This window comes from Finegoldia magna ATCC 53516 (assembly GCF_000159695.1).
Taxonomy (GTDB): domain Bacteria; phylum Bacillota; class Clostridia; order Tissierellales; family Peptoniphilaceae; genus Finegoldia; species Finegoldia magna_F.
In genome coordinates this window covers 158178-174554 of record NZ_CM000955.1, presented here as the reverse complement: position 1 = coordinate 174554, position 16377 = coordinate 158178, and the positions used below count along the sequence as shown (strand labels likewise).

At 34.1% G+C, this 16377-nt stretch carries 25 protein-coding genes; 23 read left to right on the top strand and 2 right to left on the bottom strand.

Going from position 1 to position 16377, the window contains the following annotated elements:
• Positions 1-63: 63 nt before the first annotated feature.
• The 15 genes from HMPREF0391_RS09465 to HMPREF0391_RS00750 all read left to right on the top strand — a co-directional run bounded on the left by HMPREF0391_RS09465 (position 64) and on the right by HMPREF0391_RS00750 (position 10798).
• Positions 64-228 carry a hypothetical protein gene (locus tag HMPREF0391_RS09465; RefSeq protein ID WP_002834910.1) on the top strand — a complete coding sequence of 55 codons (165 nt, stop codon included), beginning with the start codon at positions 64-66 and terminating at the stop codon, positions 226-228.
• 334 nt (positions 229-562) lie between these two features.
• Positions 563-1081, top strand: a complete 519-nt coding sequence (locus HMPREF0391_RS00810) for a sigma-70 family RNA polymerase sigma factor (protein ID WP_002834908.1) — start codon at positions 563-565, stop codon at positions 1079-1081.
• A 194-nt stretch (positions 1082-1275) separates the two neighbouring features.
• A complete protein-coding gene (locus HMPREF0391_RS09395) occupies positions 1276-1440 on the top strand; it encodes a hypothetical protein (protein WP_002834906.1) in 165 nt (54 codons plus the stop codon).
• Positions 1382-1678: a hypothetical protein gene (locus HMPREF0391_RS00805; RefSeq protein ID WP_035109048.1), complete on the top strand. Its 297-nt coding sequence runs from the start codon at positions 1382-1384 to the stop codon at positions 1676-1678. Before HMPREF0391_RS09395 ends, HMPREF0391_RS00805 begins: the two co-directional genes overlap by 59 nt.
• The gene (locus HMPREF0391_RS00800; RefSeq protein WP_002834904.1) at positions 1678-2802 is read left to right on the top strand and encodes a DUF2800 domain-containing protein; all 1125 of its coding nucleotides are present in this window, start codon (positions 1678-1680) and stop codon (positions 2800-2802) included. Before HMPREF0391_RS00805 ends, HMPREF0391_RS00800 begins: the two co-directional genes overlap by 1 nt.
• A complete protein-coding gene (locus HMPREF0391_RS00795) occupies positions 2792-3334 on the top strand; it encodes a DUF2815 family protein (protein WP_002834903.1) in 543 nt (180 codons plus the stop codon). Before HMPREF0391_RS00800 ends, HMPREF0391_RS00795 begins: the two co-directional genes overlap by 11 nt.
• 9 nt (positions 3335-3343) lie before the next feature.
• Positions 3344-3544 carry a hypothetical protein gene (locus HMPREF0391_RS00790; RefSeq protein WP_002834902.1) on the top strand — a complete coding sequence of 67 codons (201 nt, stop codon included), beginning with the start codon at positions 3344-3346 and terminating at the stop codon, positions 3542-3544.
• Positions 3519-5450: a DNA polymerase gene (locus HMPREF0391_RS00785; RefSeq protein ID WP_002834901.1), complete on the top strand. Its 1932-nt coding sequence runs from the start codon at positions 3519-3521 to the stop codon at positions 5448-5450. The genes HMPREF0391_RS00790 and HMPREF0391_RS00785 overlap by 26 nt, the downstream gene beginning before the upstream one ends.
• A 13-nt stretch (positions 5451-5463) precedes the next feature.
• Complete coding sequence (locus HMPREF0391_RS00780) at positions 5464-5664, top strand: hypothetical protein (RefSeq protein ID WP_004835125.1); 201 nt, start codon at positions 5464-5466, stop codon at positions 5662-5664.
• The gene (locus tag HMPREF0391_RS00775; RefSeq protein ID WP_002834899.1) at positions 5657-6043 is read left to right on the top strand and encodes a DUF4406 domain-containing protein; all 387 of its coding nucleotides are present in this window, start codon (positions 5657-5659) and stop codon (positions 6041-6043) included. Before HMPREF0391_RS00780 ends, HMPREF0391_RS00775 begins: the two co-directional genes overlap by 8 nt.
• Positions 6044-8245: a phage/plasmid primase, P4 family gene (locus tag HMPREF0391_RS00770; protein WP_002834898.1), complete on the top strand. Its 2202-nt coding sequence runs from the start codon at positions 6044-6046 to the stop codon at positions 8243-8245.
• A gap of 263 nt (positions 8246-8508) precedes the next feature.
• Positions 8509-8766, top strand: coding sequence for a sterile alpha motif-like domain-containing protein (locus HMPREF0391_RS00765; RefSeq protein ID WP_035109046.1), 258 nt, complete (start codon positions 8509-8511; stop codon positions 8764-8766).
• The gene (locus HMPREF0391_RS00760; RefSeq protein ID WP_035109044.1) at positions 8724-9005 is read left to right on the top strand and encodes a VRR-NUC domain-containing protein; all 282 of its coding nucleotides are present in this window, start codon (positions 8724-8726) and stop codon (positions 9003-9005) included. Before HMPREF0391_RS00765 ends, HMPREF0391_RS00760 begins: the two co-directional genes overlap by 43 nt.
• On the top strand, positions 9006-10349 hold the full coding sequence (locus tag HMPREF0391_RS00755) for a DEAD/DEAH box helicase (protein ID WP_002834893.1): 1344 nt from the start codon (positions 9006-9008) through the stop codon (positions 10347-10349).
• A 47-nt stretch (positions 10350-10396) separates the two neighbouring features.
• Complete coding sequence (locus tag HMPREF0391_RS00750; RefSeq protein WP_002834892.1) at positions 10397-10798, top strand: DUF1492 domain-containing protein; 402 nt, start codon at positions 10397-10399, stop codon at positions 10796-10798.
• Positions 10799-10874: 76 nt separating this feature from the next.
• Here HMPREF0391_RS00750 and HMPREF0391_RS00745 read toward each other — a convergent pair whose 3' ends face one another.
• On the bottom strand, positions 10875-11141 hold the full coding sequence (locus HMPREF0391_RS00745) for a type II toxin-antitoxin system YafQ family toxin (protein WP_002834890.1): 267 nt from the start codon (positions 11139-11141) through the stop codon (positions 10875-10877).
• Positions 11141-11398 (bottom strand): AbrB/MazE/SpoVT family DNA-binding domain-containing protein, encoded by a 258-nt coding sequence (locus HMPREF0391_RS00740; RefSeq protein WP_002834889.1) that lies wholly within the window; start codon positions 11396-11398, stop codon positions 11141-11143. Before HMPREF0391_RS00740 ends, HMPREF0391_RS00745 begins: the two co-directional genes overlap by 1 nt.
• Before the next feature lie 188 nt (positions 11399-11586).
• Between HMPREF0391_RS00740 and HMPREF0391_RS00735 the strand changes: the two genes are divergently transcribed.
• The 8 genes from HMPREF0391_RS00735 to HMPREF0391_RS00700 all read left to right on the top strand — a co-directional run bounded on the left by HMPREF0391_RS00735 (position 11587) and on the right by HMPREF0391_RS00700 (position 16282).
• The gene (locus HMPREF0391_RS00735; protein ID WP_035109043.1) at positions 11587-11943 is read left to right on the top strand and encodes an HNH endonuclease; all 357 of its coding nucleotides are present in this window, start codon (positions 11587-11589) and stop codon (positions 11941-11943) included.
• A gap of 128 nt (positions 11944-12071) precedes the next feature.
• Positions 12072-12644, top strand: a complete 573-nt coding sequence (locus tag HMPREF0391_RS00730; protein WP_219306823.1) for a P27 family phage terminase small subunit — start codon at positions 12072-12074, stop codon at positions 12642-12644.
• A 9-nt stretch (positions 12645-12653) separates the two neighbouring features.
• Positions 12654-13166 (top strand): NUMOD4 domain-containing protein, encoded by a 513-nt coding sequence (locus HMPREF0391_RS00725; RefSeq protein WP_002834886.1) that lies wholly within the window; start codon positions 12654-12656, stop codon positions 13164-13166.
• Positions 13167-13169: 3 nt separating this feature from the next.
• On the top strand, positions 13170-13952 hold the full coding sequence (locus HMPREF0391_RS00720) for an S-adenosylmethionine synthetase (protein ID WP_002834885.1): 783 nt from the start codon (positions 13170-13172) through the stop codon (positions 13950-13952).
• A complete protein-coding gene (locus tag HMPREF0391_RS00715) occupies positions 13952-15202 on the top strand; it encodes a site-specific DNA-methyltransferase (RefSeq protein WP_002834884.1) in 1251 nt (416 codons plus the stop codon). The genes HMPREF0391_RS00720 and HMPREF0391_RS00715 overlap by 1 nt, the downstream gene beginning before the upstream one ends.
• Positions 15203-15245: 43 nt before the next feature.
• A complete protein-coding gene (locus HMPREF0391_RS00710; RefSeq protein WP_002834883.1) occupies positions 15246-15461 on the top strand; it encodes a DUF4314 domain-containing protein in 216 nt (71 codons plus the stop codon).
• A 71-nt stretch (positions 15462-15532) separates the two neighbouring features.
• Entirely contained in the window at positions 15533-15901 is a 369-nt protein-coding gene (locus HMPREF0391_RS00705; protein ID WP_035109042.1) for a DUF7698 family protein, read from the top strand.
• Positions 15902-15994: 93 nt separating this feature from the next.
• Positions 15995-16282, top strand: a complete 288-nt coding sequence (locus tag HMPREF0391_RS00700) for a hypothetical protein (RefSeq protein WP_035109041.1) — start codon at positions 15995-15997, stop codon at positions 16280-16282.
• Positions 16283-16377: the final 95 nt, after the last annotated feature.

Below are 16377 nucleotides of genomic sequence, written 5' to 3'. Positions count from 1 at the left end.
TAGCTATATTTTTTTAAGAAAGAAATTAGCAAAGAAGCTAACAAGGAAAGATAAGGAGGTATTATGGAACAAATGGCATGTCCAGTCTGTAAAAAGAGATTTTTTGATGTATCAAGAATTCCTTTAGAGAAAATAGAGATAGCAGCAAAATGTCCACACTGTGGGAAAATCTCAACACTGGAAATATCAAACAAAAATAAGAAAAAACCATACCGAGCAAAGAAGTAAATGTAACTATCAAATGGCCGGATGAGTATTCAAAAGGAAACTCATCTGGCTATTTTTATATTAAGGAGGTGATCCTATAGAAATAAGAAACAAAGAAGGAAAAAGAGTCTGTGATATTAGTGAAGACAAGAAAAAGCTAACTATCAGGCGAGGTAAAAGTACAACCATAGCCTATGTAGTTAAAGGCGAAATTAAAATTTTAAATAAGTAAAAGATATCCGCAAGAACGCTAGACGGCAGTCGGAAAACCAAATCATGGTTTTCTATTGCCGTCTTTTTTTGTTTTTACGGATGGCCTTCTTGCGGATCTAGAGATTTTGCAAGGAGGCAAAAGATGGCAAAGAAAAGATATTTAGAAATAAATGGCAAAGAAATCGAAGTTAGTGAAGAAGTCTACAAAGAATATATGAAACCAATCTGGAGAGAAAAAAAGAGAATCCAAAGAGCCTACAAGAATTTAGAAGAACTACAAGATAAAGACAGAATTAAAACAGTGGCTGAGAAAAATGGAAACTACGTCCAAGCAGGAAGTTTAGAAACAGGCTTTGTCGAAACAAAAGAATATGGTCTTCCCTTATCCCTTGATGTTGCTGAAGAAGAATACGACTTTGAAGTAACTAGCGTTAAAAATACTGAGGAAATAGTAACGTACAAACTTTTAGAAGAAGCATTCTTAGAAGTCATTAGTGAATTTTCTGAAAGAGATAAAAAAGTTCTAAAACTACTTTTCCTCTACGAAATGAAAGAAAGAGAAGTCGCAGAAGTAGTAGGAATATCCCAAAAAACAGTTAATAACATCAAAAATAAGCATTTACCAAAGATTCAAGAAAAATTAAGACCCTGGAAAAAATAATTACTCAAAAACTTACTAGATGTCCTAAGGAATATGAGGGAAGAAGTCTTACTCAAATACAAACAGGATGTCCTAAGAAGTATGAGGAGATACAACTTACTCAAAATGAAGGCAAATGTCCTAAGGAGTATGAGAGGAGAAATCTTACTCAAAAATTTAATGAATGTCCCAAGGAGTATGAAAGGAGGAACAAAGTGGACTTAGTAAAAAACGAACAGATGGCAGAAAGTTTAATAGCCATCTCAATTGTTGCCAAGAAGATAGCTATGGAATTAATGCAACCAGAGAAAGGAGAAAAAAGTGCCAAGAATAAAGCTACTAATGGAAATCAAAGAAGATGCAGAGAATCTTGCATCTAGTATAGGTGTCCTTCTAACAGCACTAGAAAGTGATGAGGAACTACCTAAAGAAGAGAAGGCAAAACAAGAAGAAAAGACCTATGAGATTGAAGATGTTAGAAAGATACTAGCCGACAAATCAAGATTAGGCCATACAGCTAAGATAAGAGAACTCTTAGAAAAGTATGGAGCTAAAAAGTTATCTGAGATTGAACCAAGTAACTATAAAGACTTGGTAGCAGACGTGGAGAAGTTGTAATGGGTGCTCACGCAATACTATCAGCATCATCTTCTAATAGGTGGATTCACTGTCCACCAAGCGTTAGGCTTTCTGAAAAATATGAAGATGAGGTTAGTCCTTATGCACTTGAAGGCACATCGGCTCATGCCTTAGCAGAATATAAACTAAAGAAGTTATTAGGTTTAGATACTAAAGACCCGACAGAGGATTTAGATTTTTATGATGAGGAAATGGATGAGCTAACTGAGGGATATGCTTCATATGTGACAGAAGTAATAAGTAGGTACGAAAGCCCAGCCGTCTTTGTGGAAGAAAGACTTGACCTATCAGACTATGTTAAGGAGTCCTTTGGAACTGCTGACTGTGTAGTTGTTGGAGGAAAAGAACTTCATGTAATAGATCTAAAGTATGGTCAGGGAGTTTTAGTAGATGCTAGGGAAAATACTCAACTAATGTTATATGGGCTTGGTGCTCTAATTCTCTTTGATGGAATTTATGATATCGAAAATGTAATACTTCACATCTATCAACCAAGAAGATGTAACATATCAACTTATGAAATTAAAAAGACAGAACTATATGAGTGGGGAGAATCTGTACGAGAGATTGCTGAGAAAGCATATAAAGGCGAGGGGGAATTCTCTTGTGGAGAATGGTGCATCTTCTGTAAAGCTAAGAATAAATGTAGGAAAAGGGCAGAAGAAAACCTAAAACTGGCACAAGAAGAATTTATCCTACCACCAGAACTATCTGATGATGAAATTGAAGAGATTCTACCAAGATTAGACGAACTGGAACAATGGGTCAAAGATATCAAGGCTTACGCTTTAGAAAGAGCAATGAAGGGTCATAGATGGAAGGATCTAAAACTTGTCGAAGGTAGGTCTAATAGAAAATACCGAGATGAAGATGAAGTTGTAAAAAAAGTAAAAGAACTGGGATTTAATCCCTTTGAAGAGAAGTTACTTGGCATTACAGCTATGACTAAGTTACTAGGTAAGAAAGTCTTTGATGAAAATATCAGCGACTTATTAGAAAAACCAAAAGGCAAACTTACCTTAGTGAACATTAATGATAAAAGAGAAGAAGTTGTAATTGAAAATGTGAAAGAAGAATTTGGAGGATTTAATAATGCAAAATAAAACAAAAGTAATTACAGGTGAAGTTAGATTATCATATTTTAACGGATGGGAACCAAAGTCAATCAATGGTGGTAAAGAAAGATACTCAGTATCTGTCATTATCCCAAAGAGCGACCAAAAGACAATTGAGAAAATTGAAAAAGCAGTAGATGCTGCTATTGATGAAGGACTTTCTAAATTCAATGGAAAGAAACCAAATAAGAAAGCTATCAAACTTCCATTAAGAGATGGTGACACAGAAAAAGATGATGAGGCTTATGCAGATGCATACTTCTTAAATGCCAACTCTATGACAGCACCTCAAATTGTGGATAGAAATGTAGAACCTATTCTTGATAGAAGTGAAGTCTACTCAGGAGTTTATGCGAGGGTATCTCTTAACTTCTACGCCTACAATGTAAATGGTAATAAAGGAGTGGCCGTTGGCCTTGGAAATATTCAAAAACTAAGAGATGGTCAACCTTTAGGAAATAGGTCTAATGCAGCAGATGACTTTGATGCTATGGACGATGATGAAGATTTCTTAGCATAGGAGGTAGAAATGGACTATTTAATTACAGCAATAGTTTTAGCTATTTGGTCCTTTTTATGGTATAAGCTTGGATTTTTACAAGCTCAGCTAAAAGAACTAGATAGAGATATCAGAAAAATAGAAAAGCAAATAAAAGAAGATAGAAAAAATAATTTAGCAGAATTAACAAAGCTTAGTGATAGCTATGAAGAAATTGTCCATAGATCTTGAGACCTATTCTTCAGTTGATTTAGGCAAAAGTGGTGTATACAAATATGCCGAGAGTGAGGATTTTGAAATCCTCCTCTTTGCCTATTCTATTAATGATGGAGAAGTTAAGGTCATAGATTTGGCAAATGGAGAGATTATTCCTGAAGAAATATTGTCAGCCCTTAGTGATGAAAACGTAGAAAAGTGGGCCTTTAATGCAAATTTTGAAAGGGTGTGTCTATCTAGGTTTTTAGGTAAGAGACTAAAACCTCAAGGTTGGTACTGCACTATGATTTGGTCAGCCTATCTAGGGTTACCTCTATCGCTTGAAAAAGTAGGAGAGGTTTTGAAACTTGATAAGCAAAAGATGAATGAAGGCAAGGCCCTTATTAGATATTTTTCTACTCCCTGCAAACCAACTAAGACTAATGGTATGAGGATAAGAAATCTATCACATCATGATTTAGAAAAGTGGTCTACATTTAAGGAATATAACCAAAGAGATGTGGAAACAGAAATGGCTATTAAGAAAAAACTATCAGCCTTTCCTATGTCTCATTCAGAATGGGAAAACTACTGGATAGATCAAAACATCAACGATAGAGGAATTTTAATTGATGAAGTTTTAGTCGATTCAGCTATTAAATTTGACGGAATCTTACGAGAAGAAAACATGGATAGAGCCATAGAACTAACTGGCCTTGAAAATCCAAACTCTCCATTACAGCTAAAAGAATGGCTTAATAAAAAAGGCTTAGAGATAGACTCCTTAGCTAAAAAAGATGTAGAATCTGCTCTTAAAAATACTGAGGGAGATATAAAAGAGGTCTTGGAACTTAGACAGGAATTATCTAAATCTTCAGTTAGAAAATATGATGCTATGAAAAATGTAAAAGGAAAAGACAATCGAGCAAGAGGGCTGATCCAATTTTATGGTGCAAATAGAACTGGAAGATATTCAGGAAGGCTTATTCAAGTTCAAAACTTAAGGAGAAACAATCTAAAAGATTTAGACCTAGCTAGAAGTCTTGTAAAAAATAGAGATTACGAAACTATGGAAATTCTCTATGAATCTCCTTCTGATATTTTATCCCAATTAATAAGGACAGCCTTTATAGCAAAAGAAGGCACCAGGTTTATTATTTCAGACTTTTCAGCAATAGAGGCTCGTGTCCTTGCATGGCTTGCAGGAGAACAATGGGTATTGGATGCCTTTGAAAATGGAGAAGATATCTATTGTAGAACAGCATCGAGGATGTTTGGAGTGCCAGTTGAAAAACATGGAGTTAATGGACATCTCAGGCAAAAAGGAAAGATAGCGACTTTAGCTTGTGGTTATCAAGGGGCCTTAGGTGCTCTTAAAGCAATGGGTGGTATTGAGATGGGTTTGTCTGAAGATGAACTTCAATCAATAGTTGATTCCTGGCGAGAGGCTAATCCTAACATCGTAAGCTTGTGGTGGGATATAGATTCAGTCGTAAAAAGAGTTGTAAAGACTAGAACTAAAGAAAAATATAAGAGCCTAGTTATTAGCTATGAAAAAGGCATTCTTTTCATAGAACTTCCTTCAAAAAGACGACTTGCTTATCCAAAGGCAAAGATAGGGACGAATCGATTTGGTGGAGAGTCAATAGTCTATGAGGGAATCGTAGTAGGAAATAAGTGGGACAAGATAGAATCCTACGGAGGAAAATTTGTAGAAAATATAGTTCAAGCAATAGCCAGAGATATTTTAGCAGAGGCTATGATGAGACTTGAGAAAAAAGGATTTAATATCGTCATGCATATTCATGATGAAGTTGTAATAGAAAGTGATTCATCTAGTATCGAAGAAATAAATCAAATTATGTCTTTAGTTCCTAGTTGGGCACCTGGACTTATCTTAGATGCAGATGGATTTGAAAGTGAATTTTATAAAAAAGACTAATGGAGGGTTATTCATGTTTTATGTTAAAGAAAAAATAAATGATTCTATGGAAATAAGCATTGAAATAAATGATGAGAATGTCTTTTGCACCTGTCCAAAGTGTGGAAAAGAAGTTCGAGTAGAATTAAATAAAGTATTGGAAGATGGCGATTTATTTTCTACTCAAGTTTGCTGTAATACTTGTAGTGAAACAATGAGGGATATTTATGAATAAGGAACTATACAACGGGAGTGGGTGCAAGGATCCCACTCCTTATCAAGCAATTAAAAATGCAGAGAAGAGATACTATCCCCTGGTATATATCTGCAGTCCATTTTCTGAAGATCTAGAAAATAATGTCATCAAGGCACAGAAGTATTCTCGATATGCCTTAGATAAAGGAAATATTCCCATAGCACCACATCTTTTATTTCCTCAGTTTATGAGTGATGAAAGTGAGAGAAGACTTGCCATGCATTTTAATTATGTCCTTCTTGGAAAATGTGAAGAAGTCTGGGCTTTTGGTGATCATATAAGTCCTGGAATGGCAGAAGAAATAAAAATTGCTAAGAAGAGAAAAATGAAGATTCGTTATATAAAGGAGGTATCCTAATTGAAAATATACACCTCAAACTTAATGGGAGTGGAGTCAAACTGTGTTTATCCAAATGAAGTTAATGCAGTAGATGTTAGGTCATTTGAGAAAGCCGCAAGTTTTGATCATGTAATGGCTAAGTATAAAAACTCCTACAGGTCCAATGATAATTTTATAGAGTCGGAATGTGTTCCCATGGATATAGACAACGATCATTCAGAAAATCCAGATGACTGGATTTCAGCTAATGATTTAAAAAGAATCTTTGACGGAGTTAAATTTGCCATAGTTTACAGCAGAAACCATAGAAAAGAAAAAAATGGAAAAGCTGCAAGACCAAGAATGCACATATATTTCCCAATTCCTAAGATCACAAATTTAGCTGAATATGTAGGAATAAAAGAAAGGCTGGCGCAGACTTATACTTTTTTTGATGGGAATGCCTTAGATGGAGCGAGGTTTTTCTTTGGAGTTAAGAATCCTGCCGTTGAAATAGTTAGAGGGAGAAAATATGTGACAGAAATCCTAAAAGACGACTTTGAGGATTTTGATAACTCTCAAGACTTGATTCAGCAAGGCTCTAGAAATTCAACTATGAACCATTTTGCTGGTAGGATTCTAATTCGATATGGAAATACAGATGAGGCAAGAGAACTATTTGATAAAAAAGCTAGTCTTTGTTCACCACCACTCCCAGATGATGAACTGGAACAAATATGGAGGTCAGCTTGTAAGTTCTATAAAAAGGTGGCGGCAAGTGAAGATTATGTGCCACCTGAAGAATACAATGAAAGATATGAGGAATATAAGCCAGAGAAACTTACAGATATAGCAATGGCTGAAATCTTTACTAAGCATAACAAAGATAAAGCTATCTACACGATATCTCAAGGCTGGCTTTATTGGACGGGCAAGAAGTGGGAAGATTCTGAGCTAAAAGTAATGAGTCTTTATATGGAGACTGCCAAAAAAGTTTTAGAAAATGCAAGCATTGAATTTAAAGAGACCTATCAAGAATTAGCAGATGCTGAAATGATGGGAAGTAAGGAAGAAAAAGCACAAGCAAAATTAAAAATAAATAGTGCAAAAGCTTATCTCAATTTTGCTAAAAAAATGAACGACCACGGAAAAGTATCTGGAATATTAAAACTAGCTAAGTCTTTGTTAGAAGTTAAAAATGAAAAACTTGATGCAGATGCTTTTATTTTAAATACACCTGTTGGAGTTATTGATTTAAAAACAAGTGAAATAAAAGAGCATGACCCATCTTACTATTGCGCGAAGATTACTGCCCTAGCTCCAAGTAAGGATAATATGGATATGTGGATAGCTACTTTAAGGGATGTAACTGGTGGAGATGATGAGTTTATTAATTTCTTAAAGTTCCATGCAGGGTCGACATTAATAGGTCATGTTTATGAAGAAGCACTCCTTATAGCTTATGGAGATGGAGGAAATGGGAAGTCTACAGTCTTTAATTCAGAGGCTCACGTTCTTGGAGACTATGCAGGTAAAATCCCAGCTGAGTCTTTAACAACAAGAGCAAAGAATGTGAAGGTTGATCTTGCAGAGTTATGTGGTAAGAGATTTATTCTAGCCTCTGAAACAGAAGAGGGTCAAAGACTGTCAAGTTCAATGCTAAAGCAGATAGCAAGTGTTGATGATATTTCAGCAGAAAGAAAATACTATGCACCATTTTCATTTACGCCAACGCATTCTACTATTCTCTATACAAATCATTTACCAAAGGTAGGATCTAATGATCGAGGTACCTGGAGAAGAATTGTGGTGGCTCCATTTTCTGTCGCCATTAAAAATCCTAAGACAGACTATATAGATAAGCTCCTAGAAAAAGCAGGTGAGGCAATTCTACAGTGGATGATTGAAGGAGCAAAAGAATATATAGATGCAGGCTTTAAATATCCAAAGTGTAATGTAGTAGATGATGCAAAAAAATCATATAAAGAAGAAAATGACTGGATAAACCATTTTATTTCAGATAAATGCATAAAAGGAACAAATTATAAAGAAATGAGTGCAAGGTTATATCAAGTTTATCGTGAGTGGGCTGGTTCAAATGGAGAATACATTAGGAATAATAGAGATTTTTCACGAGCCCTTATAGCAGAAGGTTATGAAAAGAAAAGGACAAATAGGGGAATTGAATGGGGTGGTATAACCATCAATGATTTAATGGAGTCGGAAGACGACTTTTTATAAATGCATCTTAGTGTAGCATTTATAGGCTAAATAAAGATGATTGTAGAGAAAAAAGTTTTTCTTAATTAATGAAAAATGTATACACTAAACTACAAAAAGACATGACTATTTACACTTGACTTAACAGTAAAATGGCTTAATATACGCATTTTGTATGGTGTGAATAGTTATAGCCTACTTTCTTTTATATATTATTTTTATTCTCTCGTGTAAAAGGTTTATATAAAGCTACACTATACAACACTTAAAAAAATGGAGGATTTATGAATTTCTATAATTACATGATGAAAAATCACTTAAATGAAAAGTCTCCAAGAGGAGATTTAGCAAGAGATATGAAGCAAGATAGAGACTTTCCTAAAAATAAAACAGGGAAATTTAAGGGCTGGAAAAGACTGATTAAAAATTATTTAAAAAGCCAGGGTGCTTGTTATGATTGTATGATGACTTTTGAGAACGCATGGAGGGAGTATGAAAATTGCGAGAGAAAGAGATTGAATCTGCCCTTGTTAAAAGAGTAAAAGAGAATAAGGGTCTATGTCTTAAGTTTACATCTCCTTCAATGACGGGAATACCAGATAGGATAATACTTCTTCCTAAAGGAAAGGTTGGATTTGTTGAAACAAAAAGACCTGGAGGAGAACCAAGACCAATCCAGAAAAAGAGAATAAGGCAATTTAAAAACTTAGGTTTTAAGGTTTATGTTCTTGATTCCAAAGAAAACATTGATGAAATAATAAAGAGGATTGGAGGTGACTAATTGAAATACACTCCACACAAATATCAAAAATATGCTACTGAGTTTATTAAAGAAAATGAAGAATCAGCACTTCTACTGGACATGGGTCTCGGCAAGACGGTTATAAGCTTAACGGCTATAAAAGACTTACTCTTTGATTCTTTTGAAATTTCTAAAGTTTTAATCATAGCACCACTAAGGGTTGCGAGAGATACCTGGAAGGAAGAGATAGAAAAATGGTCTCACCTTGATATCTTAAAATATTCAGTAGCCATAGGAAGTGAAAAAGAAAGAATAAAAGCATTAGAAGAACAAGCAGATATTTATCTAATCAATAGGGAAAATGTAGACTGGTTAATAAATAAGAGCGAACTACCATTTAACTACGACATGATCGTAATTGATGAACTATCATCCTTTAAATCTCATAGGTCAAAGAGGTTTAAAGCTTTGATGAAAGTTAGACCAAAGGTAAAAAGAATAGTTGGTCTTACTGGAACTCCATCATCTAACGGTCTAATGGATTTATGGGCTGAGTTTAGACTGCTTGATATGGGAGAGAGACTTGGAAGATTTATTGGTCAGTACAGGGAAATATACTTCAAACCAGATAAGAGAAACGGACCAATCATTTATTCCTATAAGCCACTTCCTTTTGCTGAAGATGCAATCTATGAAAAGATATCAGATATCACAGTTTCTATGAAAGCTGAAGATTACCTAAAAATGCCAAAGAAGATAAATAATGAAGTCTTTGTAAATCTATCAGATAAAGAAAGAGATATCTACGAAACCTTAAAAAAAGACTTGGTCGTTAGTATTAAGGATAAAGATATAGATGCAGTTAATGCTGCAGCCCTTTCTAATAAGTTACTTCAAATGGCATCGGGTTCTGTTTATGATGAAGATAAAAATATGATTCATATCCATGATAGAAAGCTTGATGCCTTGGAAGATTTAATAGAAGGTGCAAATGGTAAACCAGTATTAATAGCTTATTGGTATAAGTCAGATTTGAAAAGAATAAAAGATAGGTTTGATGTAAGAGAACTTAAGGCAAGTGAAGACTTAAAAGAATGGAATCAAGGTAATATTCCAGTTGCCATTATTCATCCAGCTTCTGCTGGTCATGGGCTTAACCTACAAGCTGGAGGTTCAACACTTATTTGGTTTTCCCTTACATGGTCATTAGAACTTTATGAACAAACCAATGCCAGACTCTATAGGCAGGGTCAGAAAGAAACAGTTGTGATTCATCATATCCTAGCTAAAGGAACTATTGATGAAGATGTGATGAAGGCGTTGGAAAATAAGAATAAAACACAAGCTGCACTTATAGATGCAGTAAAAGCAAATCTAAAATGAGTAGAGGTTCTATAGAGAACTTACCTCAAAATATATGGAGGTAAGAAATGAATGCAAAAGAATATTTAAAACAAGCTTTTTATTTAGACAAAAGAATTAACAGCAAGCTGGAGCAAGTTGAGTCACTCAATGCACTAGCTACAAAAGCTACATCAACCTTATCCGATATGCCTAAGAGTCCTAATAGAGGAACATCTAAACTTGAGGATACTATTATTAAGATTGTAGATCTCCAAGAAGAAATCAATAGGGATATAGATAAGTTGGTAGACTTGAAAAAAGAAATCGTAAGAACAATAAAAAAGATTGAAGATAAAGAACTTCAAGTGGTTTTAGAAAAAAGATATCTTTGTTTTGAATCTTGGGAGAAGATAGCAGTTGAAATGAATTACTCAATTCAACATATCTTTAGACTTCATAGTAAGGCTTTGAAAAATATAGAGATATAAAAAAATCGGGTGACGCATCAATGCATCACCCGCAAAACTTTCGTTTTCAATTCGTGTTTTTATTATAGTACTAATTTTAAAACTTATCCAGGATATCATGGTGTCCAATATCTAAAAGGAATATCAGCTCATTGTTTTCATAGAACCAAATAATGCGAATATCCATGTTAACAGAGGACTCCCATATTCCATCTGTACCTTGTATTTTCTTAGTTCTTAAAGATGGATGGGTAGGATTTTCTACGAAAAATTTAAGTTTCTTTTTCGTTTGTTTCTTTTCAGTATCAGATAGTTTTTTGTAATGTTTTTTAAAGGCTTTCGAATAAGTAATTTTATAGGACATTACTTGTCTAACTCCTCGAATAGAGAGTCGATAGAATCAAAAACAGGTTGAGTCCCATTTTTTATAGATTCTTTAATTTCTTTTACTTCAGCTTTTAAATTTTTTATGACGTGTTCTGGATAGATTGCAACTGGAACAAGTACAATTTTTCCGTTATCTTCTATGACTTCAAATTGGTCGCCTTGATTTAATTCCATAGAGTTTACTATGTCTTTTGGGATAGTAACTTGTGATTTAGCTTTTAGTTCAACTAACATAAAAAACCTCCTTAGTTAGAAATTCATACTTTCTAACTAAATTATATTTTCTTCTGAGAAAAAAGTCAAGTGGAGAGTAAAGTTGATAGAATGAGAGTAAGTAGTTGTAGTATAGTTAGAATAGCAAAAGAATAATAAAACGAGCCTTGGAGATAAAATCTTCAGGGCTTTCTTTATGGAGTGATAAAGTGCCAAGAAAACCTAAGAGACCATGTTCACATCCAGGTTGTCCTGAATTAGTTGATGGACGATTCTGTAAGAAACATGAGAAAGAATACAACAGAAACTATGAAAAATATAAACGAGATCCTAAAACTCATAAGCGTTATGGAAAAACGTGGAGAATTATTAGAAAAAGATATGTAGCAGAGCATCCACTTTGTGAGATGTGTTTAAAAGAGAATAGAATGACAAAGGTAGAGGAAGTACATCACATACTTCCTCTTTCTCGTGGTGGAACTAATAACGAAGACAATCTTATGAGTCTTTGTAAATCTTGTCACTCAAAGATTCATGCAAAGAGTGGAGATAGGTTTGGAGGATAGTTTTACGTGGGGAGGGGGAGTCGTTACCTTAAAAGCTGATTTCCATACCAACGGTGCCGCCCTCTCACGCACAAAAAAACGGGTTCAAAGGCCCTATTAAAGAAAATAATAAACTAGGAGGTGATACTATCGCTAAAGACGGAACATACAGAGGTGGAAGAAGAGTAAAAGCAGGAGGGAAACCACAGCCTGCTGCTGAAAAAATAGAAAAAGGTAAAAAAGTAGAAATACTAATGAATGATATTCCAACATTTACTCCAGAAGAAATAGATGCAGTTGACTTACCAGACGGTGCTGTTCTTGATGGAACGGATATGCCAGCTCCTAGTGACTATCTATCTGCAAAGCAAAAAAATGGTATACCACTTGGTGCTGATGAAATATATAAAGAGACCTGGGGATGGCTAAAACAGAGAAACTGTGAAAACTTAGTAAATCCAAGATTATTAGAATCCTACTCCCAGGCTTTTGCAAGATACATTCAATGTGAAGAGGCAATAAGTCAATTTGGACTTTTAGGAAAGCATCCTACAACTGGTGGAGTTATTGCCTCTCCCTTTGTACAGATGTCTTCACAATTTCAAAAGACGGCCAATCTTCTATGGTACGAGATTTATGACATAGTTAAAGAAAACTGCACGGAAGTATATGAAGATTATGGAGAAGATATGATGGAAAAACTTCTAAGAAGTAGAAAGTAAGAGGTTTCATTGAATTCAATAGAAGTATGGAAAGATATTCCTGGATATGAAGATGAATATCAGGCATCTACTCTAGGTAATATTAGAAGCATAAAAAGTAATAATTTAATATTAAAGGGAGATTTTCAACCTAATGGATACAAAAGAGTTTACCTCTGGAAGAATGGTAGCAAAAAAAATTTGCTCGTTCACAGATTGGTGGCTCTTTCTTTTTTGCCTAATCCAAATAACTATGAGGAAGTAAATCATCTTGATGAAAACAAAGCTAATAACAAATTAGAAAATTTAGAATGGTGTACTCATTCATACAATATGAATTATGGAGATGTTAAGAAGAAAATATCTGAATCACATAAAGGAAAAGTGATTTCTGAAAAAAGTAGAAAAAAACTTTCTGAGAATAGCAAAAATAGGAAATGGATAAATAACGGGAAATTAGAAAAATGTGTAAAAGAGAATACGTTGAACAATTTTCTAATTAATGGTTGGAATTTTGGAAGGATAAAAAACATGGAGGTGTAATATATGTTTGAAAAAGTGAATCCATCACACGTTGATAAAATAGCAGATTGTATTGCTGGTGCAATTGTAGATTTAGCATATAAAGAAAAAGATAATCCTAAAATAGCAGTTGAAGTTTTACTGGGACATGGAGACTGTCATGTGATTATAGAAACGGACTGCAAGTTAGATGTTGAAGAAATCAAATCAGCTATTAATAGAATAGCAGGAGAAGTAAAAGCCGATGTAAAAATTGTAGAGCAAGACATTCACTTATCGAACAATCAAAAAGAAAAGATTAGATGTGGGGATAATGGAATATTTAAAGGAGTGCCTACATCTGAAGAAGAAAAGAAACTCTCAACTATAGCCAGAGAAATTTATAGGGACTACCCATATGATGGGAAATATATTCTCGATGGGGATAAACTTATTATTTGTCAGTCAAATGTATCTACGGAAATTTTAAAATCAATTTATCCAAGAGCAATTGTAAATCCATTAGGAGATTGGACTGGAGGATTTAATGTAGATACTGGAGCAACCAATAGAAAGCTAGGTTCAGATATGGGTCGAGCTGTAACTGGTGGTGGACTACATGGTAAAGACCTATCTAAGGCAGATGTATCGGTCAATATCTACGCCCACCTAAAAGCACAAAAAGAAAATAGGGATATAGAATTATCCTGTGCCATTGGAGATGAATTTGTTGGTGATAAAGCCTATGAAGAAATAGTAGAAATTGCCGAAGACTATGTAAAATCTATTGGTGGTTTTGAGGAATTTGCAAAGTGGGGGCTCATCTAATGAAAGAAGGACTATTACAATATGAATTAAAAAATGTAGATGAACTCATCCCATATATTAGTAATGCTAGAACGCATACTGACGAACAAGTAAATAAGGTAGCTGCATCTATAAAAGAATTTGGATTTTTAAATCCTATCTTAATTTCAGATGAGAATGTTATTACAGCAGGACATTGCAGACTTCTAGCGGCTAAGAAACTAGGACTAAAGAAAGTTCCATGTATTTTAGAAAATCATCTCACAGAGGCACAAAGAAAAGCTTATGTTCTTGCTGATAATAAGTTAAGTCTTGATGCTGGTTGGGATGAAGAATTACTAAAAATCGAACTAGAATCATTAGAAGAATATGGATTTAACGTAGAGCTGACAGGTTTTTCGGAAGAAGAACTGGGTCAGCTTTTTGATTTAGGTAGTGAAGCAAAAGAAGATGACTTTGATATTGAGGGAGAACTAAATAAACCAACTTTTTCTAAAGAAGGAGATATATGGGCTCTAGGAAGACATAAAGTTATCTGTGGAGATTCTACTCTATGGGATACTTTTGAAAAGTTACTAGGTGAAACTAAGGTCAATTTAGTATGTACAGATGCACCATATTTTGTAGATTTGAAAAATAAATCGGGAACAATTAAAAATGACAATCTTAATGATAAGGAAGCCTATGAATTTTTAATGAAGGTATTTACTAACTTCAAAGATGCAATGGCCAAAGATGCATCTATTTATGAATTCTATGCAACGATGAAGGCAAGAGTTTTCTATGATGCTTTTGAAGATGCTGGATTTAAAGTTGGTGCAGGACTGATTTGGAAAAAACCAAGAGCTCCTTTCATGAGAACAGATTGGAAATTTAATATGGAGCCTATTATCTTTGGTTGGAGAAAAGATGGAAAACATAACTGGTATGGAGATCAAAAGCAAACAGCAGTCTTTGAATTTGATGGAATTAAAGATTCTGAAAAAGAAGGATGTGGTCATCCATCATCAAAACCAGTACCACTTATTGCTTATTTAATAAAGCAATCAACTCAAACAAATGGCTTAGTCCTTGATGGATTTTTAGGAAGTGCATCTACATTAATTGCCTGTGAGGAGCTTAATCGAATCTGCTATGGAATAGAAATAGAACCTAAATTTGTTGATGTAGCAGTAAAAAGATATTTAAATTTAGTGGGTAGTGATGAAGATATAAGCCTTTTAAGAGATGGAAAAAAATATAAGTATGAAGATGTTATTAATCTGACTTGATATAAATCCTAGATTGAGTGATATATGTATGTGAGGTGATTAGATGATTTCAAGGGAAATTATACAAAAATTGAAAGAGACGTATCCAGTAGGTACAAGAGTGAAACTAATCCAAATGGAAGATGACCAAGCACCTCCAGTTGGAACTTTAGGTACAGTTTATGGAGTAGATGCCCTTGGATCAATCCTAGTAAAATGGGATAATGGTTCGATGTTAAATGTAATTTTTAGGGAGGATATTATTGAAAAATCTAATTAAATAACCATACATTGCTTGACTATTCCTCTATTGTACGGGAATATGTGTACAACAAAAGAGGAGGTACAAAAATGAAAAAGATTGAATTGTTAGAAAACATTAAAGAAAAAGAAGAATTCGAAGAAAATAAAATCAGTTACAGATTTTATTGGGCATATAGGGAATCCCAAAGGATAGGGCGAGACATCATAAACTTTGATGACATTGGATTTGTAGATAATCACGAAGATATGATAGAGAATCTTGAAAGATTTGGAATACAAGAATTTACAATTTCAGACCAGTCAACAGGTCTTATGAAAGGATTAAAAAGTTTTAAAAGAAAAGGTTACTTTCCTATAGACTTAATTGAAATAGATACAGGAAGGACTAATTGGAATTTCAAAGAGAGCAAAGAGGAAAAAGAATATGCACCAGCCCTCCTTTTCAAGAGAAATTAATAATAAAAATAGAGAGTTGAGCAAGATAATTGCTTGACTTATCTCTTCTTGTACGGGAATATGTGTACAACAAAAGAGAAGGAGAACATTACCATGAAAAAAGACCTTTTAGAAAGATTAGAAGCAGAAGTTAAAGCTTGCAAAAGATACGCAGAAAGCTCAATAAAAAAATCAAAAGAAGGCAAGACTGGAGCAGCCATTAACCTTTTAGACATAGCAGGAACAGCAAAGAAATGTGCAGACCAAGTTCATGAAGAACTTTGGGAAGTATCAAAAGGAAATTTAACAGATGAAGAATTCCAACTTTTTACAGAATCAGAAACACTAGAAAGAGAATTAAAGAAAGCTTACAAAGAATTAAACATAGCAAGACAAAGATAAAAAAATTCCAAATAGAGTTTAGGCTCTATTTGTTGTAGTAGAAGTCACTAGCAAGTGGCTATTTTTTATGCCTATTTTTCAAGGAAGGAGGTCAA